The organism is Serratia myotis, from assembly GCF_027474885.1.
Taxonomy (GTDB): domain Bacteria; phylum Pseudomonadota; class Gammaproteobacteria; order Enterobacterales; family Enterobacteriaceae; genus Serratia; species Serratia proteamaculans.
The window spans coordinates 1,161,746-1,185,653 of sequence record NZ_CP099707.1 but is presented as its reverse complement, the minus strand read 5'-3'; the positions used below and the strand labels follow the sequence as shown (position 1 = coordinate 1,185,653).

Genomic DNA, 23,908 nt, shown 5'->3' with positions numbered 1-23,908 from the left:
TGTTTTTTACCGTTCCCAGTAAGACTCTTCCAGACTGTCTTCCCGCTCCGGCAAGCCGCGCGTCAGGCGCGGTGAATGCTGGTTCAGCACCTGATAGCTGACGCGGTTGGCGTATTTACACACCTGCGCCAGCGAGGAGTAAGTCAGGTAACTGCGAACGTGCTTGCTGGAGTTCGGCACGTTATTACGGTGAAAACCGTTGGCGGCAATATCATGCAGCAGCGCAGATAACGCACCATCACCGGCACCGTTGGTGTTCATGATTTTCTCAGGCCCACCCATGTACGGCGCAATGTGCGAATAGATGCGGAACGGGCTCTCACAGCTTTCACGGCGCATCGCGCGGCTGAACTCGTAACGGTTGAATTCGGCGATATGCCCCGGCAGCAGCGGATGCTGGGTTTCCCGCTTGTTGGACTCTTCGGTGTAACCCGCCATATACAGGCCGTTTGGCCCGGCTGTGCACAGCACCAGATCGACCCATTCCAGCGCCATGTCCGAGGCGGTCAACGGATCGCTCAGCCCGGTCAGTTCCAGCGCTTCATCTTCGTTCATCGCCAGGATCGACACGTGCTGTTTCAGGAAGTCACGCCACCACTGCGGGTTATCGGCAATCACGTACTTGGTGCCGAGCGTCAGAACCACCGGCACGTCGTGCTTTTTGGCAAACGCGATCGCCTGCATGGTCGCCGCCGGCATCGGTTCCCCTTCCTTGCAACGCACCAGGTAGGACGTCAGTACCAACGCCGAAGCGCCGGCAATCACTTCTTCCGTGACGCTTTCCGGCCGCAGTTGGTTCATCTGCCCCGGGCTGATGGCGAAGGTCCGCTCACCACTTTCACCGATCAGCGTGAAGCAGCGACCAATGGCACCGTCAACGGCCTGCAGATAGTTAAGATCGGTACGGCTGGAGGTATTGCACAGGTAGCGGTAGGCGTAGCTGCCAATCTTGATATTGCTGCACATCACGCCGAGCAGTACCGAGCGGTCGTCCGCCAGCACTGAATAGTTGTGCAGGGTATTGCCGATAGTGCCGCCGGCAAACTGATGGGTGATTAAATTTTTGTCGATCAATTCCTGATACAACGCCTCGGCGACGTCATCTTCGATCACCAGGGAATGCCCCAGACTCAGGCCATAGCGCTGGACGAAGCTGTCATCCACTTTTGCTTCGATATCCACCAGCGTCTGGTCAATACCGACGACATAGGAGGTGCTGATTTCATTTTCGGGCTGAGCTTGCTGCAAGAGTGGATCGCGGGCGTTCACCGGAAAATAGTGTTTGGACTTACGTTTACCAGGAAATTTCATTTAATTGGCGGCAGTGGCAGTTAACAGGCAGAGAATGTTAGCACATTCCTGCCTGATTGATGATGGCTGCCACCATTTTGCATGCTGAGGATCAGAAGCGCTGCGCCACCAGTTGCTGCATCATATCAATGTGCGCCGGCTCGTCGTTCAGCGCAGAAATGTACTCGAATTTCTCACCGCCGGCCTTAAGGAAGATCTCACGGTTCTGCTCTTTGATCTCTTCCAGCGTTTCCAGGCAGTCCGCCGAAAAGCCGGGGCAGATCAGCTGAATATGTTTAACGCCCTGAGCCGGCAGACCTTTCAGGGTTTCGTCGGTGTAAGGCGTCAGCCAGGGCTCACGGCCAAAGCGCGACTGATAGGTCATCATCACCCGATCCGGCGCCAGCGGTAATGTCGCCGTCAGAGCACGTAACGTGTCTTCACAACGCTGCGGATAATCGTCACCGAGGCGCGCATAGCGCTTGGGGATGCCGTGGAATGACAGCACCAAACGATCCGGCTGACCATGCTCAGCGAACGAATGCTCAACGCTCTGGCGCAGCGCGGCAATGTAGGCCGGGTGCTCAGCATAATCACGGATAAAGCTGACTGACGGCAGACGACGGTAGCCTTTCAGTATGCGAGCCACCCCGTCCCACACCGCAGCGCTGGTCGAACAGGAGTATTGCGGATACAGCGGCAACACCACCAGGTTAGTCACCCCTTGTGCCAACAGCTTGTCGATCGCCTCGGCCAGGCTCGGGGAGCCGTAGCTCATACCCAGTTCAACCGGCGTGTTCGGCATGCGTGCGGCCAGTGCGCGCTGCTGACGGCGGCTGTAAACCAGCAACGGTGAACCTTCGTCCATCCATACCGACTGATACAGCTTGGCAACCCGCGGTGAGCGGATCGGCAGGATCGCTCCGTTGAGGATCGGCCACCAGATGAGAGGGGCAGTATCCACCACACGGTCGTCACTAAGAAATTCCTTCAGATAGCGTTTTACCGCCGACGAGGTCGGAGCATCTGGTGTGCCCAGGTTCACCAGCAATACTCCGTGTTTCTCTTGCTTCATCTCAGTTCCCCTTGATTCCTTGCAAGCTAACCCCCCGTTCTGGGTCAGGGGATTAACCTCGATTAATGGCGCCTATTGTAACGGAAAAGCGCCTCATCGGAACCGATATCAGCAACAGGTACTGCCCATGGTAAAAGAGGTTGACCTCAGCCTTGCGCCAGCCGCCAGACCGCCGCCACGTTGCGTGCCGTCACCTCCAGGTTAGTGGCCGCATCCGTCAGGGCCTCTTCCAGCGTGACGACGCGATCCAGCACCGAAAAGGCCGCGTCAATGCCATGCTGGTGCACCACCTGATAATCTTTCGACAGGCTGCCCGCAATGCCGATCACCGGCAGGCCGTAGCGTTTGGCCACCCGTGCCACGCCAATCGGCGTTTTACCGTGGATCGACTGGCTGTCCAGCCGCCCTTCTCCGGTGATCACCAGATCGGCATCACGCAGCGCCTCTTCCAGCCGTAAAGTTTCAATCACGATCTCAATTCCCGGTCGCAGGCGGGCGTTGAGCATGCCGAGCAATGCCGCCCCCATTCCGCCCGCCGCACCGGCACCCGGCGCATTGAGCACCTGACGGCCGGTAGCCTGCTCCAGCAAGCGGCCGAAATGGCTCAGTGCCGCATCCAACTGCGTCACCATCTCCGGCGTGGCGCCCTTCTGTGGGCCAAACACCGCCGAGGCACCATGCGGGCCACACAAAGGATTATCCACGTCACAGGCGGCCGTCACGCTCACCTGCTGCAGGCGTGGGTCCACCCCAGAAAGGTCAATTTGCGCCAACCGGGCCAGCGCCGCGCCACCCGGTGCCAGCGGCTGCTGGTTGTCATCCAGCAGCCTGGCGCCCAGCGCCTGCATCATACCGGCACCGCCGTCGTTGGTAGCGCTGCCGCCGATGCCCAGAATAATCGCCTTCACGCCGCGCTCCAGCGCCGCCAGGATCAATTCACCGGTACCGTAACTGGTGGTAATGCGCGGATCGCGCCGACCATTAGGCGCCAGATGCAGGCCGGAAGCGGCCGCCATCTCAATCACGGCGGTTTTCCCCTCCCCCAGCAAACCGTAAAAGGCAGATACCGGCTGGCCCAGCGGGCCAGTCACCTCAACGCTGACGATTTCTCCGCCGGTGGCCGCCACCATCGAGTCCACCGTCCCTTCACCGCCGTCCGCCATCGGCAACTTCACATACTGCACCTGCGGGTAAATCTGGCGGAATCCGCGCTCGATGGCCTCGGCCACCTCCATCGCACTCAGGCTCTCTTTAAACGAGTCTGGAGCAATAACCACTTTTTTCAGCGTTTTCATCAGTATTCCTTATCCCGCCAGATTAAATACGCCAAACATCAGCGCCGAGACGGCCGCGATGGTAAAGCCGATCAGGGTTTCATACGGTAATAGCTTCAGCCGTTGATGGACTGCCATATTGACGCTGCCACCGGTAGCGTGGAAGAAGCTGCCGTGTGGCAGGTGATCCAGCACCGTCGCACCGGCATGGATCATCGCCGCACCGGCCAACCCGCTGACGCCCAGCTCCAGCAAGGTACTGCTGAATACCCCGGATGCCACGGCGGTGCCGGCAGTGGTCGAGGCCGTCGCCATCGACATCAGCGCCCCCGAGAGCGGTGCCAGCAGCCAGGCCGGCATCCCGGTGTGGGTCAACCCGTTAATCAATGCGTCCTTCAACGCCGAGTTGGCGATAATACCTGCCAGCGTACCCGTGCCGAGCAGCATAATGGCCACCGGTGCCATGCGGCTCAGGCCAGAAACCATAAATTGATTACACTGGCGAATACGCCCCATCAACAGGGCCCCGACCAGGCCGCCAGCCGGTAATGCAATCAGCGGATCAACTGCGATACCGGCGATCGGTCGCAGCGACAGCAGCACAATGGCAACCAACGGCGCGCTGATCGCCGCCGCAAAACCTGGACGAGATCCTTCGGCATGCTGAGTCAGTTCCTCTGCCATCACCTTTTCACCCTTGTTACTCAGGCGACGGGCCAGCAGATAGGCCACCACCAACCCACACAGGCCGGGCACGATACCGGCCATCATCACCGAGGTCAGCGGCACATGGAAGTTGTCGGCAGCGGCAATGGTGTTCGGGTTGGGCGACATCACGTTACCGGCCTTGCCGCCGCCGATCATCGCCAACAGGATGGCCCCCCGCGAGATCCCGGCCTTCTGGGCAATGGAGAGTGCAATAGGCGCCACGGTGATCACCGCCACGTCGATAAATACCCCAACCGCCGTCAGGATCAGTGTAGCTATCGCCAGCGCCAGCAGCGCACGGGTTTCCCCGACCTTGCGGACAATGGTTTCAGCAATGGTGTGTGCCGCGCCGGACTCAATCAACACCCCAGCCAGCACCCCCGCCGCCAGAATGCGCATCACGGCGTTGGTGATGCCCTGAGCGCCGGTGATCATCAGCGTCACGGTCTGTACCAGATCTGCGCCGCCGCATAATCCACCGGCCAGTGCACCGGCAATCATGCCGTAAGCCGGCGGGACCTTGCGTAAAATCAGAACGATAGCGACGACCAATGCCACCAGCGCCCCCAATGTGGATACCGTTGTCATTATTATTTTCCCCGTTGTTGGTGTGGGGAAAACATATCCTGAGCGCCGAACATTAGCGTGAGAGGAAGCCACAAAAACCCGTCGGGCGGTGCGCCGGAAAGTTGTGGTTTTACACAACTCAGTCGTGCATCAGCATGCCGATATACAACTGCAATGCATCAGTTAACTGGTTGATTTTCAATCCGGTAATCACCTCAATACGCTGCAGGCGATAACGCAGGGTGTTGACGTGGATATGAAGCTCGGCGGCGGTCTGCGTCTGATCACAATTCCGCGAAAAATAGTGCCGCAGGGTGCTGCGCAGTACCCCTTTTTCATCGCTGGCCTCCAGAGTCTGCCAGGGGCGAGACAGTTCCTGTGCCCGCCAGTCCTCACCCAAATCACACAGCAATGAGGGCAGAGGATAATCCTGATAGAACAGCGTCTTGTGACGCAGTTTCAGCCGCTGTGCCATCGCCTGCGTGGCGCGGGCGGTCAGGTTTGAGCGATGCAGTCCCGTTTCACCACTAAAAAAACCGCCAATAATCAAACGCAGGTTGAAACGAGACTGCAGCTGGCTTTGCAACTGCTGTGCCTGCTTGCGTTCCTGCTTCAAACTCCACTCCCCCTGCACCAGGCTGGCGGGCCGCAGCAGGATCATTTCGTTGAAGCCGGTGATGGTGAGCAGCGCTTCGCGCTGGGTGTGTTCCAGCTCCGTCAGCAGTTCACGCAGCAAATGCGGTTGCGGCTCCTGCAACTCCACGATCCAAACAATGCGCGGCAGTTGCAGATCCAGTCCCAGATAAGCGGCCATGGCCTCCAGTGAGGCCGATGCCGGCTGCGGCTGCAGCAACTGGTTTGCCAGCTCCTCGCGGTAGCGCTTTTCCCACTGGTTTTGGCTCAGCAGTGCCGCCTGTTCCACCATCAGCTCAGCCGCCATTTTTACCAGCTCGGCATAGGCGCGCACCTGGGTTGGCTCACCGGAAATGCCGATCACCCCTACCTGCTGGCTACGAAAACTGAACGGCAGATTGATACCAGGACGCACGCCCTTCAGGTGCGCAGCGGTGACCGCATCGATTTCCACCACCCGATTTTCGGTCAGCGCCAGTACCGCGCCCTCATGGCGCTGGAACAGCCGTGAGGGATTGCCGGAGGCGATGATGACGCCATTGCTGTCCATCACGTTGACGGAATGATTGATGATACCCATCGCCCGCTGCACGATCTGGCGCGCGGTGGATTCTGCCAGCAAATTGGTGGGTCTGAGCATGAGGATGATCCCCGAGGGTTACATGGGGCAGTTATACGCCATTTATCGCAGATGATTAAAGCACACGGGCGCAACAAGCCACGGCGATCACAGTTCGGCTGGAAAATGGCGAAAAAAAACGCCAGACCGATAGGGCCTGGCGCTATACACCGCAATGAAAAACCGATCAGCCGAGGATGGTTGCCAGTTCAGCGCTCACTTCGGCCACTTTACGGGTGCCGTCGATTTTACGGTATTGGGTGTTGCCTGCTGCAGCTTCTTTGCTGTAGTAGGAAATCAGTGGTGCCGTCATCTGATGGTATTCCACCAGACGCTTACGCACGGTTTCTTCCTGATCGTCTTTACGAGTCGTCAGTTCTTCACCGGTCGCGTCATCTATGCCTTCCACCTTCGGCGGATTGAATTTCACGTGATACACGCGGCCAGACGGCGCATGTACGCGACGACCAACGATGCGATCAACGATCAGTTCGTCCGGCACGGCAAATTCCAGCACGTAATCCACGTTGATGCCGGCTTCTTTCATTGCATCAGCCTGTGGAATAGTGCGTGGGAAACCGTCCAGCAGGAAGCCCTTACGGCAGTCTTCCTGAGTGATGCGTTCTTTAACCAGTGCAATAACCAGCTCATCGGTCACCAGCTTGCCGGCGTCCATGATTTCTTTCGCCTGCTTGCCCAGTTCACTGCCGGCCTTCACGGCTGCGCGCAACATATCACCCGTAGAGATTTGCGGAATACCGTATTTCTCCATGATGAATTGAGCCTGAGTACCTTTACCAGCGCCCGGAGCGCCCAGCAGAATGATACGCATTGCGTAAATCCCCTTGCTATGTAGTTTTTATAAAATTGCGAAAACGCTCAACCATACCATTTCAGGGGGGGCTGGCTCAAGGTACGCGAGGAAATCGATTGCGGAGCAGAAGGGACATAAAAGAGGATAAAACATGGAAAATCAGTGAGAAAAGCAAAAAAATACGCCCCCAACCTTTAGGCCAGGGGCGTATAGAGTCACTGTTATGCGGACAACAGCTTATTCATGCGGCGGATAAACTGATTTGGGTCTTCCAGCGTGCCGCGTTCAGCCAGCAGCGCCTGATCCAATAACAGGTCAATCCATTCGGCGAATTGTTCGTTATCGCCCACATCGGATGCGCGTTTGACCAGCGCATGCTCCGGATTCAGTTCGAAAATGTATTGCACGGCCGGCGCTTCCTGGCCCGCAGCGGCAAACAGTTTCGCCATCTGGGTGCTCATTTCATCGGCGTCGGTGATGACGATAGCCGGCGTATCGGTCAGGCGGTGCGTCAGGCGCACGTCCTTCACCCGATCGCCCAGCAGGGTCTTCACGCGGTCAACAAACGGCTCCAGCTGCTTCTCTGCGGCCTTCTGCTCTTCGGTCTCGTCCGCCAGCTTGTCCAGCGCGTCGTCCGCCTTGCTGACCGACTGGAACGGCTTGCCGTCAAACTCGGTCAGGTAGCTCATCATCCATTCGTCGATGCGATCGGAAAGCAGCAACACTTCGATGCCTTTCTTACGGAACAGCTCCAGGTGCGGACTGCTCTTGGCGGCGGCATAGCTGTCGGCAGTGATGTAATAAATCTTCTCCTGCCCTTCCGCCATGCGGCCAACGTACTCTTCCAGCGAGACGGTTTGCGCCGAGCTGTCACTCTGGGTAGAAGCGAAACGCAGCAGCTTGGCAATGGTTTCTTTGTTGTTCGCGTCTTCCGCCGGGCCTTCTTTCAACACCAGGCCGAACTGCTGCCAGAACTTCTGGTAGCCTTCCGCGTCGTCTTTGGCCAGTTTTTCCAGCATCTGCAACACACGCTTGGTCAGCGCGCCGCGCAGGTTTTGCGTCACACGGCTGTCCTGCAGAATTTCACGCGAGACGTTCAGCGGCAGATCGTTGGAATCTATCAGGCCGCGCACGAAACGCAGGTAGTTCGGCATGAACTGTTCAGCGTCGTCCATGATGAACACGCGTTGTACATACAGTTTCAGACCGTGTTTGTGATCGCGGTTCCACATATCCCAGGGAGCCTGCGCCGGGATATACAGCAGGCTGGTGTATTCCTGCTTGCCTTCCACCCGGTTGTGGCTCCAGCTCAGCGGATCGGTAAAATCGTGAGCGATGTGCTTGTAGAACTCTTTGTATTCTTCGTCGGTGACGTCGGCCTTGCTACGGGTCCACAGGGCCTGCGCCTTGTTGATTTTTTCCCAGGTAACGGTGCCGTCTTCTTCGTTTTTGCTTTCAATCTCAACCGGCAGTGCGATGTGGTCGGAGTATTTACCGATCACCGAACGCAGACGCCAGGCGTCGAGATATTCATCTTCGCCTTCGCGCAGATGCAGAGTGATTTCAGTACCGCGATCTTCTTTGCTGACATCGGCAATGGTGTAATCGCCTTCGCCGACAGATTCCCAGAACACGCCCTGATCGGCGGCTGCACCGGCAGCGCGGGTACGTACGGTGACTTTATCCGCCACGATGAACGCGGAGTAGAAGCCCACGCCGAACTGGCCGATCAGTTGGCTGTCTTTGGCCTGATCGGAACCGATAGATTCCAGGAAGGATTTGGTCCCTGATTTCGCGATGGTGCCGAGGTTTTCAATCACTTCTTCACGGCTCATGCCAATGCCGTTGTCAGCAATGGTCAGCGTACGCTGGTCTTTATCGAAGGAAAGACGCACACGCAGCTCGCCGTCGCCTTCATACAGCTCAGGCGTGGACAGCGCGCGGAAACGCAGCTTGTCGGCGGCGTCCGAGGCGTTGGAGATCAACTCGCGCAGGAAAATTTCTTTATTGGAGTACAGCGAATGAATCATCAAATGAAGCAGTTGTTTTACTTCAGACTGGAAACCACGGGTTTCTTGACCTTTCATACTCATTGATTACCTCAAAGATATAGCTACCAAAATCGGACAATGAGGATCAAGTGGGGGTCAGGGTATTGTTTTTCAAGCGACTGGGGGGAATTTTTTTGGAAAGTAACGGGGCCGCGATGGCCCCGCCAAGCATCAGAATTTGATAACGTGGCGACCGGCCAGGGAATGTGACAGCGTGGTGCCGTCAACCATCTCCAACTCACCACCCACCGGCACGCCGTGGGCAATGCGGCTGGCCACTACGCCATACTGACCACACATTTCGGCGATGTAGTTGGCGGTTGCGTCACCTTCCACCGTCGGGTTGGTCGCCAGGATCACTTCGGTAACGCTTTCTTTTTCCAGCCGTTGCTCCAGCCGATCCAAACCGATATCCCCTGGGCCAATGCCGTCCATCGGCGACAGGTGGCCCATCAGCACAAAGTAGCGCCCGGCGAACTGCCCGGTCTGCTCAATGGCGTGAATATCAGCCGGGCTTTCCACCACGCAGATCTGGCCGTTTTGTTGACGGCGCGGATTGGCGCAGATGGTGCAGATATCCTGCTCGGTGAAGGTGCGGCAATCGGCACAGTGGCCGATTTCCGACATGGCGCGGGTCAGCGCCTGCGCCAAACGCATGCCACCGCTGCGATCGCGCTGCAACAGTTGGAATGCCATGCGCTGCGCCGACTTCGGGCCAACGCCCGGCAGGCAACGCAACGCCTCCATCAGTGTTTCAAGGAGCGGGCTGGTTTGCATCAGAACGGCATCTTAAAGCCAGGTGGCAGTTGCATGCCATTGGACACAGACGCCATCTTCTCTTTCTGGGTTTCGTCGATGCGACGTGCTGCGTCGTTGATCGCAGCAGCGATCAGATCTTCCAGCATATCTTTATCGTCTTCCATCAGGCTCGGATCGATCTCCACACGACGGCAGTTGTGCGCGCCGTTGATGGTGACTTTCACCAGGCCGGCACCGGATTCGCCAGTCACTTCCAATTTGGCAACTTCTTCCTGCATCTGCTGCATTTTTTCTTGCATTTGCTGGGCTTGCTTCATCAGGTTGCCCAGACCGCCTTTACCAAACATAGTCGTCTCTCGTCGCTAGGGCCGCGCACTTTACGCAGCGTTTAAATGGGGCGAATACTGTCTTCATCCAGATCCGCGTCGAAGAACCGGCGCAGCGTCTGAATATGGGTATCCGCAACGATCGACTGGCGCGCCTGCGCCAGTTTTTCTTCGTAAATGGCTTGTCGCCATTCCAGCGGAGTTCGCTCCGCCGGATTATCGTCTTCCACCACGGTCAACTCAACCGGGCTGCCATACAGCTCGCTGAGCGCCTCGGTCAGCACCTTCTGCGCCGAAGGCGAGTTCAGGTGACGCTGCGACGACCGCAGATGGAGACAAATCTTACCGGGTTCCAGCAGCTGTTTAACCGCGTTTAATGCCAACTGCTGCACCAGTTTCGGTATTTTCAGCTTATCGATTTCCGCCGCCCAGGCATCGCGTTCCAGCGATTCAACCACCAGCTTGGCCGACAGCTCGGGGGTTTTCTCATGCTCGAGCGCGGTACGCTGCGCTTTCGGCGTGGCCAGCGGCTCCGGCTCGGCCACCGGCTCGGTCAATGCACGCCAACGATAAGCCTCCGGCTTGACCGGTTTTTCCTGCACGATCTTTTCCGCCTGGCGCTGCTGGCTGCGCTCAGTCACGGAAGCCAACCGCTCCAGTGCTGAGTTTGCCGGCCGCGCTTTTCCAGGCGCCGCCGGTTCACTCTTTTTTGGTGTGGATGCTCCCTGCTGCCTCAGCAGTTGGGTACGCGCCTTTAATAATTGTGCGGTGGCATCCGGTAAATTCGCTTGCTGATTGTTCTGCGGCGCAACCTGTCCTAACGGCGGGGGTGCGTCCTGAAACTGTGACGGCTGGGCCGCTTGAGTCTGTGGCTGAGCCATCTGCACTGGCGCGGTTTGCACCATCGCCACCGGCTCCGGGATCACCGCTTTCGGGTGAAACGCCAGCGCGCGCAGCAGAGTCATTTCAACCCCCATGCGGCGATCTGGCGCAAAGGACAGCTCTTTGCGTCCAACCAACAGCGTTTGGTAATAGAGCTGTACGTCAGTCGGCGGCAAGGTACGCGCCAGTTCACGCAGCCGTTGTTCAATGGCGGCGTAATGATTGTCCAACACCGACGGCAGCAGTTGCACCATCGCAATCCGGTGCAGCAACGCCAGCGTCTCGACCAGCAGATTTTCCCAATCGACACCGCGCGAAGCGGCCTGCGCAACCTGCGCCATCACCTTTTCGCCATCGGCACTGACCAGCGCTTCGAGGATCGCCAACGGCTGTTCGTCGTCAAGCGTGCCAAGCATTTGGCTGACGGTGGCGGTAGTCACCTGCCCCTGGCCCATGGCAATCGCCTGGTCAGTAAGGCTCAGTGCATCACGCATGCTGCCATCGGCGGCTCGCGCCAATAGCTGCAACGCTCGCTGATCGCTGGTGATCTGTTCCGCCTGCAGCACCGTTTCCAGTTGGCCACGGATCTGATCGACGTCCAGCGCCTTGAGATGAAATTGCAGACAGCGTGACAGAATGGTCACCGGCAGCTTTTGCGGATCGGTGGTTGCCAGCAGGAATTTGACGTGCGAAGGAGGCTCTTCCAGCGTTTTCAACAGCGCATTAAAGCTGTGACGCGAAAGCATGTGCACTTCGTCAATCAGGTAAACCTTGAAGCGGCCGCGGGCGGGAGCGTACTGGACGTTATCCAGTAAATCGCGGGTATCTTCCACCTTGGTTCTGGACGCGGCGTCGATTTCGATCAGATCGACAAAACGTCCCTGCTCAATCTCGCGGCAGTTGTCACATTGACCGCACGGTGTGGCGGTGATGCCGGTTTCACAGTTCAGGCCTTTGGCCAGCAGGCGCGCAATGGTGGTTTTACCCACGCCACGCGTGCCCGAGAACAGATAGGCGTGATGGATCCGCCCCAGCGAGAGGCCGTTAGCCAGTGCAGTCAGGACATGTTCCTGTCCGACAACATCTGCAAACGTTTGAGGGCGCCACTTACGGGCAAGAACCTGATAGCTCATTAATACCGGAAAAGTCGAGTAATCTGGAGGGTCATGCTAACACAGCCCCGCGGCGATCCGCGAGGCCGTTGTGGTAATGCAGATCAGTGGCCGGAGAAGTTGACCAGGCTGTAGCATTCAATACCCAGGGTGTTTAAACGCGCTTCACCGCCGAGATCCGGCAGGTTGATAATAAAGGCGGCGTCGGTGACTTCACCGCCCAGACGGCGGATCAGTTTTGCGGTGGCTTCGATGGTGCCGCCGGTAGCCAGCAGATCGTCCACCACCAGCACTTTATCGCCGGCGCTGATAGCGTCGGTATGGATTTCCAGTCGGTCGGTGCCGTATTCCAGCTCATAGCTTTCGCTGAGGGTTTCACGCGGCAGCTTGCCCGGTTTACGTACCGGTACAAAGCCCACGCCCAGTGCCAACGCAACCGGAGCGCCAAACAGGAAGCCGCGCGCTTCGGTGCCAACCACTTTGGTGACGCCCGCTTCACGGAAGCGCTCAACCAGTAATTCAATGCTGGCGGCATAGGCCAGCGGGTTTTCCAGCAGGCTGGTGACGTCACGGAACAGTATGCCCGGCTTAGGGTAATCCGGGATGGTTTTGATACTGTCTTTAATAAACTGAAGCTGCTGCGCAGTAGCGGTCATAATTGTTGCCTGATAAAACTGCCTGATGACTTGCGCACAGGTCGTCTGCAACCCGCGCACGAAAACGCTCAAATTTATGCAAACTGGCGGACAAATGCAACCGGCGGTGTGCGATCAACGCTGTTTTTGTTGCGACAGGTCAACAACCGGCAGACGCAACATAAAGATCAGCAGAATGGCCAGCATCACTAACAGCATGCCGCGCACCCACCAGATTTTCACCAACCACAGAGAAACCGCAAACGTCAGCACAATCATCAACACCGCCTTCCATTTGGCCCCAGGCGGTAATGCCCGGTGCTGTTGCCAGTGGCGCAGATAGGAGCCAAACCAGGAGCGGTACAGCAGCCAGGCGTGGAATCGCGGCGATGAACGGGCAAAGCACCAGGCGGCCAACAGCAGAAACGGCGTGGTGGGCAGCAGGGGCAATACCACGCCCAGCGTCGCCAGCACCACCGCTAACCAACCGAGGATTATCAATAACCAACGCGTCATGCGAGTCCTTGTCCATCAACCTGTCTGCCGTCACTTTATCATCGGCCTCCCCTGCACCACCAGCCGCAACGGCCGGAATATGCGCACAGCGCTTGTTTCACGGCGTGATCGAAGGCAAGCTGAGCCCAATATCATCGTCATGGAGCCAACGTGAGCACTCAGCGTCTTTTACAAGTGTTAGAACAGCAGATCACCGTGTTAGCCGGTGAAATCACGCCGCAAGGCGACGCCCCGATCCCTCAGGCACGCTTTGACGCTGCGTTATTTTCCAACCGTGGTACCCGGCTGCGTGATTACCTGACAGAAGTACAAAAGAACTTTGCCCAGTTGCAAACCGCAGCCAACGATAGCCGCACTACCCAGGTGGCCTTTCTGGCCGAGAGACTGGTGGCGCAAATCACCGCCCTGCAGCGCGAATTGGCGACCCAGGCGTTGCGTCGGAAAAATCAGCCCAAGCAAGTGACGGCCGTAGATTTGTATCACAAGCTGGCTGAACATCAGGATTATGAACGTCGGATCATTTCGATGATCCAGGATCGGGAAAGTCTGTTAGGCAGGCAGACCACGCTGGCGGCGCAGCAAAAACTGCAGCATGAGCTGGCGGCGCTGGAAGGTCGACTGATGCGTTGCCGTCAGGCGCTGGCACGTATTGAGCGCAGTATCGAACGTAAAGAAAACGGTTTTTGAAGATTTATCACAATATTTTAATGATTATTCCCCTCCGCGGATCTTGTTCACTATACTCAGCCGAAGCGAAGCATCACTCATTCATCTCAATTTAAACGTGGGTTTTATGTCTCTGGAAAATGCCTCAGCAGAATTGCAACTGGCAGTAGATCTGATTTATCTGCTGGAATGTAATGAGATCGATCCGGCTACCGCGCTGGCGGCGCTGGATATTGTCAAACGGGACTATCAGGAAAAATTGCAACGCAACGGTGTGACCTCCCCTTACCTGCCTGTCGACCAGTAAAAAGGGTTCAGCCTGCGCTGAACCCTTATCCTTATCCCATTAGCCTGCCGACATGCCGCCTTCATCCGGTGATAGCGTCCGTTTCACTTCCTGCACCTCGTTGCCCTGCTGATTGTGCAAGTACACCTCAAGCTGGTTGAAGGCAATATTGATATCGTTCTCGCGGCACAGGCGTTCGATCGAGCGGTTCAGTTCGTCAACGGTATAGCTACGGTCACGCAACTCACGCACGTACAGGCGCAGTTCGTGATCCAGCGTGCTGGCGCCGAAATTCAGGAAGAACACCTGCGGCTCAGGATCGGTCATCACCCGCGGGTTATCACGCGCCGCCTGCAGCAACACCGCTTTCACCTTGTCCAGATCGGAGCCGTAGGCCACGCCAACCTTGATCAATACGCGGGTGATGGTGTCTGACAGCGACCAGTTAATCAGCCGCTCGGTGACAAACGCCTTGTTCGGGATGATCACCTCTTTGCGGTCAAAGTCGGTTATGGTGGTTGCGCGAATACGAATTTTACTGACCGAGCCGGAGAAAGTGCCAATAGTAATGGTATCGCCGATGCGGATCGGCCGTTCAAACAGGATAATCAGGCCGGAGACAAAGTTGGCGAAAATCTCCTGCAGGCCGAAGCCCAGCCCCACGGTCAAACCGGCGGCCAGCCATTGCAGCTTATCCCAGGATACGCCCAGCGATCCGAGCGCAGTCACTGCACCCACGGTGGTGATCAGATAGGTCAGTATGGTGGTGATGGCGTAAGAGGTGCCCTGCCGCAACTGCAACCGCGACAGCACAACCACCTCCAGTAAGCCCGGCAGGTTGCGCGTCATGACGTAGGCGACAATAACCGCAGCAATCGCCACCATCATGTTGCCCAACGTCACCGCCTGCGCCACGCTGCTGCCGGCGACGGTGCTGGTGTAATGCCACAGCGTGATGCTGTCCAGATACGAAATCACCGTCACCAGATCGGACCAAATGGCATAGAAGGCGCTGGCAAAGATAATAAACAGGGCCATGGTGGTCAGACGCAGCGACTGCTGGTTGATCTGGTCAAGCGCCAAAGGCGGCTCTTCGACCGGTTCCAGCCCTTCGGCCCCCTCTTTTTCTTTCGCCAGGCTTTGGCGACGGGCCAGCGCACGACGATAGGCCAAACGCCGCGCCGCCACGCTCAGGCCGCGAATAGCCGTCAGATAAACAATGTTCCACAGGAAGAACAGATACAGGCTGTCGATCCAGCGACCGGCCAACCGCAGCGTGGTGTAAAAGTAACCGGCAAACATCAGCCCCAGCAGGATCAGCGGCGTGGCGGCAATCGCGGTAACAATCACCAATCGCACTGCGTGCGAGCCTTTCTCACGCCAGCTGTCACGGCACATCGGGAACACCAGTACGGCCAGCAGCGCCAACGTCAGCATCACCACCACCTGACCGATGACATCCTCCACCAGCCGCAGCGGCGCTTTCTCGCCCAATACCGACCAGAAGATCAACGGCAGCAGCGTCAAGCCCAGACGCACCGTCTGCCGGCGGTAGTGTGCACAAAGCTCAGGAGTGAAATTGAAGTGCCGCTCGCAAACGCCCCCCACCGCCAGGGTGCGATAGGTGAAACCGAAAATCAGCCAAAACAGCGCCAATTGTTGCGACAGTGCCCAAATAAAATCACTGAGGCCAATTTCAGCACGATAGCACCAGAAACCGGCACCCAGCAGCAGCGCTGAGCCTGGTAATACCTTCAGCAAGGTCAGTATGATGGCCTTTGGCGTGTGCAGTTGGCCATCACGCTTCAACTGCCCAACATCGTTAGCAAGTTTCTGCAAATGGCTGTCGATCAACTTGTAGCGCCAGCGCAGCAGGCCGAGCAACAGCAGCAACGGGATCAGGATGACCAGTGAATTCAGCCCGCCCTGCACCATTTTGCCGATGTCTAATTTGAAGTCGAGAGTGGCAATCTGATCCCTGAGCGCGCCCGGCAAAGCTTTCAGCCACGCCAGATCAACCGGCTTGTTGCTGTTGACCCAGAAAATCTGCTGAGTCAGCGTATCCCGTAGCGAGCTGTTAACGCTGGTCAGCTGCTGTTGGTTGATCTGCAGACTGATCGACTGTGCCAACTGATTACTCAGCTGTTTGTTTAACTGATCCAGCAATTCACGTCGCATATCGACGATTTCGCTCAAAGCGTCAAGCACGTCCGTGCTGGCTTTTTCTTTACTGTCGGCAACCAGCTTATTGATGTAGTCGTCACCTTTGAACAGGTCGTCGCGCTGTTGATTGATATCAAACTGTTCCAGACGCAGATCGGCGATGCGCGTGCCCATGTCCGCCACCAGCGTGCCCTGCGGCAGGCTTTGCTGTTGCTGATACAAAATGCGCGACAGCACCAGACTGCCTTTCAGCACCTGGATTTGTTCTTTCAAATTGCGTTCCGCCTGCAGGCCGCGATCGAGCCAGTTCTTCACCCGAATATTCTGCTGGAACAACACGTTGCTCTCTTCGGTGGCGGCAATCAGCCGCTGGCTGAGCTGGCGGTTAACGTCCAGCTCTTTACTGACCAACTGATCGTGCTGGATATCCGTGGCGTCTTCCGGGTTCTGTGCTTCTTTGGCGGTTTTTTCCGACAGCGTCAGGCGCTTGCTGTTGACCACCTCTTGCAGCAACTGCACGTTGTGGTCCAGTGCATCAATGTGCCCGGTGGTGTAATCACGCTGCTTTTGCAGCAGATCCTGCAAAGTGGTGTTAGCCTCCAGGCTCTTGCGCTGCAGATCAATTTGCGCATTGAGCAGCGTCTGTTCGGTCGCCAGCATCACTAACTGGCTGTCGCGCAGTGAGTTTTGGCCCGGTGTCTGATCGTTGATCTGGTTGCGGATCTCCTGCAGGCGCTGCGAAGCGGTATACATGCTGCTCTGTACCCGTTCCGGCTGGGTCTGCAGCGAAACCAGTTGGCTGTTATAAGTCGACAGGTTTTCCTGTGCGGTTTGCAGATCGTCGAGTGTCTGATAAAGCCGGGTTTCCAACTGACGCAGGGAAAGCGGCAGCAGTTCGGCTCTGGCGGCTGCGCTGTCGACCGGCGTCTTCAACGCATCCAGATCGGCGGTGACCTGACGCAGTTTCCCCGGAGCCAACTGCAACTGCTGCTTAAGCTGAGCGCCGTCCTGTTTGGTGCGTTCGATGGCATCCAGCAGCTCAAGCGTGCGGGTCAAATCTTGTTGGGTGAGTTTATTGACCGGCGTCAGCGTCTTTTGCTTGTTCAGCGCTTCAAGCTGGCTTTGGATTTCGCTGCGTGACGGCAGATCGCCATTCAGGGACGCATAGGCCGCAGGTTGGCAGACCGCGCAAACCGCGATCAGTAAAAACAGGGCAAGGGCGCGGGAGAGGCCCACACCGAAGAACAAGGGTAACGCCAGAAAAGAACGTTTAGCTAACCTGCGATGCATGATTTGGCTTCGAATCAATAAAGAAGCGTCAAGATTATCACGATCGCAGATAGCCACAGAATAAGAAAAGCGTTGCTGGTGATGTACAGAGAGATCGCGGGATCAGAACGTCAGCACTTTCCCGGCCGCCAGCGTCCACTGCGCCAACTCTACCAGGGTGCCAATCTCCACCCCATCCGCCAGCGGCAGTTGACTGATGCCACGCGCGTCGGCGCAGGTCTTGCACAGTTTTACCGGCACCTGTTGCGCAGTGAGAATTTCCAGCATCTGCTGCAAATGATAACCCTCTCGCGGCTGTTGCCCGGCCAGACCGGCGACGACCGCGTCGGACATCAGAAACAGTTTCAGGTCGAGATCGCTTTGCTGCTCTTTCAGGGTAATCGCCAGACGCAAGGCGTTAAACAGGGATTCGTGACCATAGGCGGCGCCATTGGCAATCAACACAACGGAGGACGATGACATGGTATTTCTCCTTATAAAGGATGACTTTCGACACTGCGCGGCTGCGCCGCCAGCTCTTCCGGCCTGAGCCGCAACGTGGGACTGAATTGGGCCATTTCGAGGAAAGAATCGATCAACACCGGCGCTTCGGCTTTCAGATCAAAGCTCTCCGGCATAAACAGCCAGTTTTCCATCAGGCCGGTAATATAGGCATGCATAATGATTGCCGAGCGACGGGTATGTAAATCAGCGGGCAATTGGCCATGGGCTATACAGTCGCGCAGGACCGACTCAATACGTTCGTAACCTGCCAGGTACAAGACTTTACGCGCTTCATGCAGCGGCATCATCTCACCAACGAATTCGCACTTGTGAAAAACGATTTCCATCAGGGCTCGCCGACGGCTGTCATCGACCGTAGCCGTCAGAATGTAAATCAGAATTTCTCGTAAAATACGCAGTGGATTCTCGGGGTACTTTGCCTGATACTCTAGTTCGAGATCGCCAATTTTTGACTCTGATAATTCCCAAACTTCGTTAAACAGGTCTACCTTGTTCTTGAAGTGCCAATAAATTGCACCACGCGTAACTCCGGCAGCCGTGGCAATATCTGTCAGTGAGGTTGCAGAAACGCCACGTTCAGAAAATTCTTGCACCGCAGCATCAAGTATGTGCTGTCGAGTTTCTAGCGCCTGCTGTTTGGTTTTTCGTGCCATGGCGTTGTTTTTTCGGGGGAGTGTGATTTACATACATTCGCGTATGTATGTACCATAGCACGCACATATAATTAACGCAGCAATGGGTTTTAAAGCTTGTGATCCATTGATCATTTTGAAATCGGACACTTGAGGTTTTTCTATGAACAAAAACAGAGGGTTAACGCCTCTGGCGGCAGTTCTGATGCTTTCAGGCAGCTTAATGCTTACAGGATGTAACGATAAAGAAACCCAACAGCAAGGCGCCCAACCACCGGCTCCCGAAGTGGGTGTAGTGACGTTGAAGGCCGAGCCTCTCAATATGACTACCGATCTTCCTGGCCGTACCGCTGCGTATCGTATCGCCGAAGTTCGCCCTCAGGTCAGCGGTATTATCCTGAAACGCAACTTTGTTGAAGGCAGTGATATCAAGGCAGGGTCTTCCCTGTATCAGATCGATCCTGCTACTTATCAGGCAAGCTATGACAGCGCCAAAGGCGACCTGGCCAGATCCCAGGCAAGTGCCTCGATCGCGCGCGTCACGGTAAACCGCTACAAACCATTGCTGGGTACCAGCTACATCAGTAAGCAGGATTACGATACTGCTGTCTCCACGCTGCAACAGGCAGAAGCCGCGGTAGTGGCCTCTAAAGCCGCAGTGGAAACCGCGCGTATCAACCTGGCTTACACCAAAGTGACTTCACCGATCTCCGGTCGCATCGGCAAATCTGCCGTGACTGAAGGCGCGCTGGTTACCAACGGCCAGACTACTGCTCTGTCCACCGTGCAGCAGTTGGATCCGATGTACGTCGACGTGACTCAGTCGAGCAACGATTTCCTGCGCCTGAAACAAGAACTGGCCAGCGGTGCGCTGAAACAGGAAAACGGCAAGGCCAAGGTGACACTGCTGCTGGAAAACGGCACGCAGTACGCTCAGGAAGGTACGCTGGAGTTCTCTGACGTCACCGTTGATGAAACCACCGGTTCCATCACTATTCGTGCGGTGTTCCCGAACCCGAACGATACGCTGTTGCCGGGCATGTTCGTTCGCGCCCGTCTGGACGAAGGCGTGCGTAGCGATGCCTTGCTGGTGCCACAACAGGGTGTGACACGTAACCCGCGTGGTGAAGCTACCGCATTGGTGGTGGGTGCTGACGACAAAGTCGAATTGCGCACGCTGAAAGCGGATCTGGCTATTGGCGACAAATGGCTGGTTACCGACGGCTTGAAAACCGGCGACCGCGTGATTGTCACCGGCCTGATGAAAGCCCACCCAGGCGCTCAGGTAAAAGTGCAGGAAGTTGACACTCAGGCGCAAAAGCAGCCGCAGTCTGAAGCGCAGAAGTCATAAAAAGGAGCCGGTAAGACATGGCTAAGTTCTTTATAGATCGCCCTATTTTCGCCTGGGTAATCGCCATCATCGTCATGTTGGCGGGTGTGCTGTCAATAATGAAACTGCCGATTGCGCAGTATCCAACTATTGCACCACCGGCGGTAAGTATTTCCGCAAACTATCCGGGCGCAGATGCTAAAACGGTGCAGGATACCGTCACTCAGATTATCGAACAGAACATGAACGGTATCGATAATCTGATGTACATGTCCTCCACCAGTGACTCCTCTGGTAGCGTCACCATTACACTGACCTTTAACTCCGGCACTGACCCAGACATCGCTCAGGTTCAGGTCCAGAACAAACTGTCATTGGCTACGCCGTTACTGCCGCAAGAAGTGCAGCAACAGGGCCTGAAAGTTGAAAAGTCCAGCAGCAGCTTCCTGATGGTGGCCGGCTTCATTTCCGATGACCCGAGCATGACTCAGGATGATATCGCGGACTATGTGGCCTCCAACATCAAGGACCCGATCAGCCGTTCATCCGGTGTGGGTGAGGTGCAACTGTTTGGTGCCCAGTACGCAATGCGTGTCTGGCTGGATCCGAACAAGCTGAACAATTTCCAGTTGACCACGACGGACGTGACGTCCGCCATCACCGAGCAGAACAACCAGATCGCCGCAGGGCAATTGGGTGGGATGCCACCGGTACCGGGTCAACAACTTAACGCCTCAATCATCGCGCAGACCCGTCTGACCTCGCCTGAAGAGTTCGGCAAGATCCTGCTGAAGGTGAATGCGGACGGTTCTCAGGTTCGCCTGAGCGACGTGGCTCATATTGAGCGCGGTGCTGAAAGCTATGCGGTAACCGCACGTTATAACGGTAAACCGGCAGCGGGTCTGGGTATCAAACTGGCGACCGGCGCCAACGCCCTGAACACCGCGCAAGGGGTTAAAGACGCGCTGACCAAGATGCAACCATTCTTCCCGCAAGGGATGAAAGTGGTTTATCCGTACGACACCACCCCGTTCGTTAAGATCTCGATTAACGAAGTGGTGAAAACGCTGATCGAAGCCATCATCCTGGTATTCCTGGTGATGTATTTGTTCCTGCAGAACTTCCGCGCAACCTTGATCCCAACCATTGCGGTGCCGGTAGTGTTGCTGGGGACCTTTGCCATTCTGGCGGCCTTCGGCTTCTCGATAAACACCCTGACGATGTTCGGCATGGTGCTGGCGATAGGCTTGTTGGTGGATGATGCCATCGTGGTGGTGGAAAACGTCGAGCGTGTGATGTCCGAAGAGGGACTGCCGCCGAAAGAAGCCACCAAGAAATCGATGGAACAGATCCAGGGTGCGCTGGTCGGTATTGCCATGGTGCTGTCAGCGGTATTCGTACCGATGGCGTTCTTCGGCGGTTCGACCGGTGCCATCTATCGTCAGTTCTCCATCACTATCGTTTCCGCGATGGCGCTGTCGGTACTGGTGGCGTTGATTCTGACGCCGGCGCTGTGCGCCACCATGCTCAAACCAGTGAAAAAAGGCGACCACGGGGTTAAAACCGGCTTCTTCGGTTGGTTTAACCGCATGTTCGAAAAGAGCACCCACCACTACACCGACAGCGTAGCCAATATTCTGCGCAGTACCGGTCGTTATCTGGTGATCTACCTGCTGATCGTTGTCGGCATGGCGCTGTTGTTCCTGCGCTTGCCTTCCTCGTTCCTGCCGGACGAAGACCAGGGCATTTTGCTGACCATGGTGCAGTTGCCTGCGGGGGCTACCGAAGCTCGTACCTCTAAGGTTCTGGAAGAAGTCACCGACTACTTCATGACCAAAGAAAAAGACAACGTGGTTTCGGTGTTTACCGTTGCGGGCTTCGGCTTTAACGGTAATGGCCAGAACAACGGCCTGTCGTTCGTCAGCCTGAAAGACTGGTCTGAGCGTAAAGGCGAAGAGAATAAAGTGCCGGCGATCGCAGGCCGTGCAATGGGCGCGTTCTCGAAGATTAAAGACGGCATGGTATTCCCGTTCAACCTGCCGGCGATTATCGAATTGGGTACCGCGACCGGTTTTGACTTCCAGCTGATCGACCAGGGTGGCCTGGGGCATGAAAAACTGACCGATGCACGTAACCAGTTGCTGGGCATGGCTGCCAAGCATCCGGACTTGCTGGTGGGCATGCGCCCTAACGGTCTGGAAGATACGCCGCAGTTCAAGCTGATTATCGACCAGGAAAAAGCCAAGGCGCTGGGTGTTAGCATTACCACCATTAACAGCACGCTGAGCACCGCGTTGGGTGGCTCGTACGTTAACGACTTCATCGACCGCGGCCGTGTGAAGAAAGTGTACGTGCAGGCTGATGCGCCGTTCCGTATGTTGCCGGAAGACATCAATAAATGGTTTGTCCGCGGCACCAGCGGCCAGATGGTTCCGTTCTCCTCCTTCGCCTCGGCGAAATGGGAATACGGCTCACCGCGTCTGGAACGTTATAACGGTCTGCCTTCGATGGAAATTCTGGGCCAGGCAACGCCAGGCAAGAGTACCGGTGAAGCCATGAACCTAATGGAAGAACTGGCCTCCAAGCTGCCAAGCGGCATTGGTTACGACTGGACCGGTATGTCCTATCAGGAACGTCTGTCCGGTAACCAGGCTCCAGCACTGTATGCCATCTCGATTCTGGTGGTATTCCTGTGTCTGGCAGCATTGTACGAGAGCTGGTCAATTCCGTTCTCGGTCATGCTGGTTCTGCCACTGGGGGTTATCGGTGCGTTATTGGCGGCCACCATGCGCGGCCTTAACAACGACGTTTACTTCCAGGTGGGGCTGTTGACCACCATCGGCCTGTCGGCGAAGAACGCCATATTGATTGTGGAATTCGCCAAGGACCTGATGGATAAAGAAGGCAAGGGTCTGATCGAAGCCACGTTGGAAGCTGTGCGTATGCGTCTGCGTCCAATTCTGATGACTTCTCTGGCATTCATCCTCGGGGTTCTGCCGCTGGTTATCAGCAGCGGTGCAGGCTCCGGCGCACAGAACGCGGTAGGTACCGGCGTTATGGGCGGGATGATTACCGCGACCGTCTTGGCCATATTCTTCGTTCCGGTCTTCTTTGTGGTGGTTCGCCGCCGCTTCAGTAAGAAGTCTGACGATGTAGAACACAGCCATCCGGTTGATCATCACTGATAACTCAGTGACTGCTTCTCCCTGAATACAAAGGCCGCTTATGCGGCCTTTAACTTATCGACAAACACCCGAAAAACGTGGTTTTCGGATATTTGGGCTAAACCAGAGACAGCATCCTTTGGTTCTGGCAGCTATCAAGTCGTTGCTTTAACCCCAAGTAACTTCGTCAGTAATCTTAGGCCGCTTATGCGGCCTTTTTCTTTGGCTTCAGCGGCTTAATACAAACCACTCTCATTAATTCCTCTGCAGATGCATTTTGTACTTGATCCGCCCTGCCGTGCGGCGCATAATTATTGTTATAGTATAACATTACATTGGAGTGCATCATGAAAGCAGGCATCCATCCTGACTACCGTACCGTGGTGTTCCACGATCTGAGTGCCGATACCTACTTTAAAGTGGGATCGACCATTAAAACCGATCGCACCATTGAGCTTGAAGGTGAGAACTGGCCGTATGTCACGCTCGACATCTCTTCCGCTTCGCATCCGTATTACACCGGCAAGCAGAAAGATTTCTCAAAAGAAGGCAGCACGGCGCGCTTCCAGCAGCGTTTTGGTCGCTTCTTTACTGGCAATAAGTAACAGGGGA

The 23,908-nt window shown here is 56.3% G+C and carries 20 protein-coding genes and 1 other annotated feature; of the genes, 5 read left to right on the top strand and 15 right to left on the bottom strand.

All coding sequences use genetic code 11. The features are described 5' to 3' along the window. Positions 1 to 6 precede the first annotated feature (6 nt). The 12 genes from NHG65_RS05485 to NHG65_RS05430 all read right to left on the bottom strand — a co-directional run bounded on the left by NHG65_RS05485 (position 7) and on the right by NHG65_RS05430 (position 13,261). Entirely contained in the window at positions 7 to 1,311 is a 1,305-nt protein-coding gene (locus NHG65_RS05485) for an inosine/guanosine kinase (protein WP_099065352.1), read from the bottom strand. 91 nt (positions 1,312 to 1,402) lie between these two features. Next, positions 1,403 to 2,365, bottom strand: a complete 963-nt coding sequence (gene hemH / locus NHG65_RS05480; RefSeq protein WP_099065353.1) for a ferrochelatase — start codon at positions 2,363 to 2,365, stop codon at positions 1,403 to 1,405. 146 nt (positions 2,366 to 2,511) lie between these two features. Continuing rightward, the gene (locus NHG65_RS05475) at positions 2,512 to 3,660 is read right to left on the bottom strand and encodes a glycerate kinase (protein WP_499183026.1); all 1,149 of its coding nucleotides are present in this window, start codon (positions 3,658 to 3,660) and stop codon (positions 2,512 to 2,514) included. A gap of 9 nt (positions 3,661 to 3,669) precedes the next feature. After that, a complete protein-coding gene (locus NHG65_RS05470) occupies positions 3,670 to 4,935 on the bottom strand; it encodes a GntP family permease (protein WP_099065355.1) in 1,266 nt (421 codons plus the stop codon). 118 nt (positions 4,936 to 5,053) lie between these two features. Beyond that, a complete protein-coding gene (locus tag NHG65_RS05465) occupies positions 5,054 to 6,187 on the bottom strand; it encodes a sugar diacid recognition domain-containing protein (RefSeq protein WP_283602683.1) in 1,134 nt (377 codons plus the stop codon). Between the two features lie 166 nt (positions 6,188 to 6,353). Beyond that, the gene (adk, locus tag NHG65_RS05460) at positions 6,354 to 6,998 is read right to left on the bottom strand and encodes an adenylate kinase (protein WP_499183025.1); all 645 of its coding nucleotides are present in this window, start codon (positions 6,996 to 6,998) and stop codon (positions 6,354 to 6,356) included. A gap of 203 nt (positions 6,999 to 7,201) precedes the next feature. After that, positions 7,202 to 9,067, bottom strand: coding sequence for a molecular chaperone HtpG (htpG, locus tag NHG65_RS05455; protein WP_198404504.1), 1,866 nt, complete (start codon positions 9,065 to 9,067; stop codon positions 7,202 to 7,204). Positions 9,068 to 9,202: 135 nt separating this feature from the next. Continuing rightward, complete coding sequence (gene recR, locus NHG65_RS05450) at positions 9,203 to 9,808, bottom strand: recombination mediator RecR (RefSeq protein ID WP_012005576.1); 606 nt, start codon at positions 9,806 to 9,808, stop codon at positions 9,203 to 9,205. Further along, the gene (locus tag NHG65_RS05445; RefSeq protein ID WP_012005575.1) at positions 9,808 to 10,137 is read right to left on the bottom strand and encodes a YbaB/EbfC family nucleoid-associated protein; all 330 of its coding nucleotides are present in this window, start codon (positions 10,135 to 10,137) and stop codon (positions 9,808 to 9,810) included. Before NHG65_RS05445 ends, recR begins: the two co-directional genes overlap by 1 nt. Positions 10,138 to 10,178: 41 nt before the next feature. Beyond that, positions 10,179 to 12,131, bottom strand: coding sequence for a DNA polymerase III subunit gamma/tau (dnaX, locus tag NHG65_RS05440; RefSeq protein WP_499183024.1), 1,953 nt, complete (start codon positions 12,129 to 12,131; stop codon positions 10,179 to 10,181). Continuing rightward, positions 10,782 to 10,846: a sequence feature (DnaX frameshifting element), on the bottom strand. (Overlaps the previous gene by 65 nt.) An 83-nt stretch (positions 12,132 to 12,214) precedes the next feature. Further along, entirely contained in the window at positions 12,215 to 12,766 is a 552-nt protein-coding gene (gene apt / locus NHG65_RS05435; protein WP_099065360.1) for an adenine phosphoribosyltransferase, read from the bottom strand. Between the two features lie 114 nt (positions 12,767 to 12,880). Further along, positions 12,881 to 13,261, bottom strand: coding sequence for a DUF454 family protein (locus NHG65_RS05430; protein ID WP_499183023.1), 381 nt, complete (start codon positions 13,259 to 13,261; stop codon positions 12,881 to 12,883). A 150-nt stretch (positions 13,262 to 13,411) separates the two neighbouring features. Between NHG65_RS05430 and priC the strand changes: the two genes are divergently transcribed. Together priC and rsmS are read left to right on the top strand one after the other, a co-directional pair. Beyond that, entirely contained in the window at positions 13,412 to 13,948 is a 537-nt protein-coding gene (priC, locus tag NHG65_RS05425) for a primosomal replication protein PriC (RefSeq protein WP_099065362.1), read from the top strand. Positions 13,949 to 14,054: 106 nt separating this feature from the next. Then, positions 14,055 to 14,234, top strand: coding sequence for a pleiotropic regulatory protein RsmS (rsmS, locus tag NHG65_RS05420; RefSeq protein ID WP_112347671.1), 180 nt, complete (start codon positions 14,055 to 14,057; stop codon positions 14,232 to 14,234). A 39-nt stretch (positions 14,235 to 14,273) separates the two neighbouring features. Here the strand turns inward: rsmS and mscK are convergent, their stop codons facing one another. The 3 genes from mscK to acrR all read right to left on the bottom strand — a co-directional run bounded on the left by mscK (position 14,274) and on the right by acrR (position 18,823). Next, the gene (gene mscK / locus NHG65_RS05415; protein ID WP_499183022.1) at positions 14,274 to 17,666 is read right to left on the bottom strand and encodes a mechanosensitive channel MscK; all 3,393 of its coding nucleotides are present in this window, start codon (positions 17,664 to 17,666) and stop codon (positions 14,274 to 14,276) included. A 102-nt stretch (positions 17,667 to 17,768) separates the two neighbouring features. Continuing rightward, the gene (locus NHG65_RS05410) at positions 17,769 to 18,128 is read right to left on the bottom strand and encodes a DsrE/DsrF/TusD sulfur relay family protein (protein ID WP_085115490.1); all 360 of its coding nucleotides are present in this window, start codon (positions 18,126 to 18,128) and stop codon (positions 17,769 to 17,771) included. Positions 18,129 to 18,139: 11 nt separating this feature from the next. Then, positions 18,140 to 18,823 carry a multidrug efflux transporter transcriptional repressor AcrR gene (gene acrR / locus NHG65_RS05405; RefSeq protein ID WP_099065366.1) on the bottom strand — a complete coding sequence of 228 codons (684 nt, stop codon included), beginning with the start codon at positions 18,821 to 18,823 and terminating at the stop codon, positions 18,140 to 18,142. A 142-nt stretch (positions 18,824 to 18,965) separates the two neighbouring features. Here acrR and sdeX point away from each other — a divergent pair, with 142 nt between their 5' ends. The 3 genes from sdeX to NHG65_RS05390 all read left to right on the top strand — a co-directional run bounded on the left by sdeX (position 18,966) and on the right by NHG65_RS05390 (position 23,901). Further along, on the top strand, positions 18,966 to 20,153 hold the full coding sequence (sdeX, locus tag NHG65_RS05400) for a multidrug efflux RND transporter periplasmic adaptor subunit SdeX (protein ID WP_099065367.1): 1,188 nt from the start codon (positions 18,966 to 18,968) through the stop codon (positions 20,151 to 20,153). Positions 20,154 to 20,170: 17 nt separating this feature from the next. Then, the gene (gene sdeY / locus NHG65_RS05395) at positions 20,171 to 23,317 is read left to right on the top strand and encodes a multidrug efflux RND transporter permease subunit SdeY (RefSeq protein WP_099065368.1); all 3,147 of its coding nucleotides are present in this window, start codon (positions 20,171 to 20,173) and stop codon (positions 23,315 to 23,317) included. Positions 23,318 to 23,643: 326 nt separating this feature from the next. After that, entirely contained in the window at positions 23,644 to 23,901 is a 258-nt protein-coding gene (locus NHG65_RS05390) for a type B 50S ribosomal protein L31 (RefSeq protein WP_099065369.1), read from the top strand. Positions 23,902 to 23,908: the final 7 nt, after the last annotated feature.